1 protein-coding gene is annotated in these 1,445 nt (G+C 59.2%); it reads right to left on the reverse strand.

What is annotated here, in order from left to right:
- Positions 1-283 precede the first annotated feature (283 nt).
- Positions 284-1,309, reverse strand: a complete 1,026-nt coding sequence (locus GGR40_RS22105) for an IS110 family RNA-guided transposase (RefSeq protein WP_429278420.1) — start codon at positions 1,307-1,309, stop codon at positions 284-286.
- Positions 1,310-1,445 lie beyond the last annotated feature (136 nt).

The following is a 1,445-nucleotide window of genomic DNA, read 5'->3' on the forward strand; positions in this document are numbered from 1 at the left end:
GGTCGTCTAATCGCGCGTCATAGAGCAAGTCCTTTCTGTGCCTAGTTGATGTTCAGCGTCATGGCGCCATCGCTGTATGCCGGGAGCAGGGTCGTCTTCGCGGTCGGCATGAGCCGCCGCATGATGGGCTTCGCGGGAAGAGCCTTCCAATGTTTCGGGCGCACTCAGCTTAAATAGCTGTGCAACCCTTCGAGCGGAATGACTCGGCCCACGTCCCCGGCAGGGACATGACGCCGGCGTTCAGATCATGAACGCCAAGGAGAAATGAAGATAACGCGGGCAGTCATGCTGTTGCACCTATGGTAGGGTCGAAGAGCTCGCCCGATTTGAGCATGGTATGCATAATGACGGCCAGCTTGCGGGCAAGGGCGACCGCAGCGCGCTTGAAGCCAATCCGTTCCCTGAGCTTGAGACCCCACTCTCGCAGACCGCTATCGGCCTGGCTGCGGGTGAGAACAGTCACCGCCGCCTCGTAAAGCAATCCGCGAAGGTGCTTGTCGCCGCGCCGGGAAATATGGCCATCGTAGTCGATCTCACCCGATTGATAACGTCTGGTCGTCAGCCCGAGCCAGGCTCCCACTGACCTGGATTTCCTGAAGTTTGCCGGATCTTCAATGGCCGCCATGAACGAAGTGGCAGTGATGCTACCGACCCCTGGGATCGACATCAGGATCTGACAGGCTTGGCTTTGCCGCGCCTCACTAATCAACCGGCGGCTCAGTTCAGCCACATGCTGACGCAGGCTGCGCCAACTTTCGAGAAGGGGCAGAATGATCCGAGCCAGAGATGCCTCATCCGCCAACAGATCCCGGACGTTCTTCTCAAAGACGCTTCCTCGACCGGCGGGGACAACGAGACCAAAGGTCTTCATGAGGCCGCGGATCTGATTGGATAGCTCAACCGTGATCTGTACCAATCGCGTGCGGGCCGCGACCAGCGCGCGCGTCAACATGCTGTCGAAGGTCTTCACCCGTACCTGCTTGAAATAGCCAATCTCGGCGAGCTGGGCCAATCCATCCGCGTCATTCGCGTCGGTCTTATTGGGTGCCATGTCGAGCGCCTTGGCCGCATGTCGCGCATCAATGCAAATCGCCGGTAACCCTTCGGCTTTTAGCGCATGCCAGAACCACACGGAGAGCGGACCAGTCTCGAAAACGATCCGTTCGACCCCGGGCGCACGCTTGCGCACGAGCTGGGCAATGATCTTGGGATCGGAGGCGCATTTGCCGCGCCATATTCGCTTGCCTTCGCACCGGATCGAGACCGCGGTCTCTTTCATCGACACGTCGAGTCCGATATACTTTGCCACGACTGTTCCTCCATGGATGCTTGGGCCCGGTGTCCATCGTGAGCCCGTATCTTCATCCTATCGGGGAACAGTCACCTGCTACTACACCCACCGGGCGTCAGGACGACTCGCTCCCGCGATTATCCCATGTTTCGGG

The sequence above is a fragment of the Novosphingobium gossypii genome (assembly GCF_050433305.1).
Lineage (GTDB): Bacteria > Pseudomonadota > Alphaproteobacteria > Sphingomonadales > Sphingomonadaceae > Novosphingobium > Novosphingobium gossypii.